Origin of the sequence: Streptomyces doebereineriae, assembly GCF_031845645.1 — a bacterium.
GTDB classification, from domain to species: domain Bacteria; phylum Actinomycetota; class Actinomycetes; order Streptomycetales; family Streptomycetaceae; genus Streptomyces; species Streptomyces canus.
The window spans coordinates 1-619 of record NZ_JAVREZ010000082.1 but is presented as its reverse complement, the minus strand read 5'-3'; the positions used below and the strand labels follow the sequence as shown (position 1 = coordinate 619).

Annotated in this window: 1 protein-coding gene; it reads right to left on the bottom strand. The window is 68.0% G+C overall.

What is annotated here, in order from left to right; translation table 11 throughout:
* On the bottom strand, positions 1-596 hold a 596-nt coding region (locus RNB18_RS50795), incomplete at its 3' end, for an AbrB family transcriptional regulator (protein ID WP_311720902.1).
* Positions 597-619: the final 23 nt, after the last annotated feature.

Below are 619 nucleotides of genomic sequence, written 5' to 3'. Positions count from 1 at the left end.
ACCCTGGCCATCAGCGGCGCCGCGAACAGCATCAGCAGGACCCGCAGCACCTGGGCGGCGATGATGAAGGTGACATTGGAACCGGTTTCGACCGCGGTGGCCAACACCGCGTAGACCCCACCGGGGCTGGTTGCGAGGTAGCCCTCGAGTTGGGTCATCCCGGTGACATTGGCCAGCACCACGCCGAGGCCTGCGGTGGCCGCGCCGAGCACCACGATCAGTGTGAGCGCCAGCGGAAGGATCCGCCCGATCGCGCGAAGTGATTCGCGGGTGAAGGCGACGCCGGCCTGCCAGCCGATCACCATGTAGGCCGCCTGCACCAACAGCACCGGGACCGTGAGCCCGAACGACAGACCGGTGAGTTGCAGTGCCACCGTCAGGGCCAGCGGGCCCAGGAGCCCGGCGCCGGGCAGCTTGGCCCAGCGCCCTCCGACGACGCCGACAGCGACGATGGCGGCCAACATCATCAGGCTGAGATACCAAGGTGCCGAATCGGTTTGACTCGGAGACCCGGCCGGGTTGGCTGCCGGATGCGACCGATCGGCATGAAACACCAGGGTCACCACGAGCGGAATGGTCGCGGTGACGAGCGCCACCCGCAGGTACTGGACGACGGAGA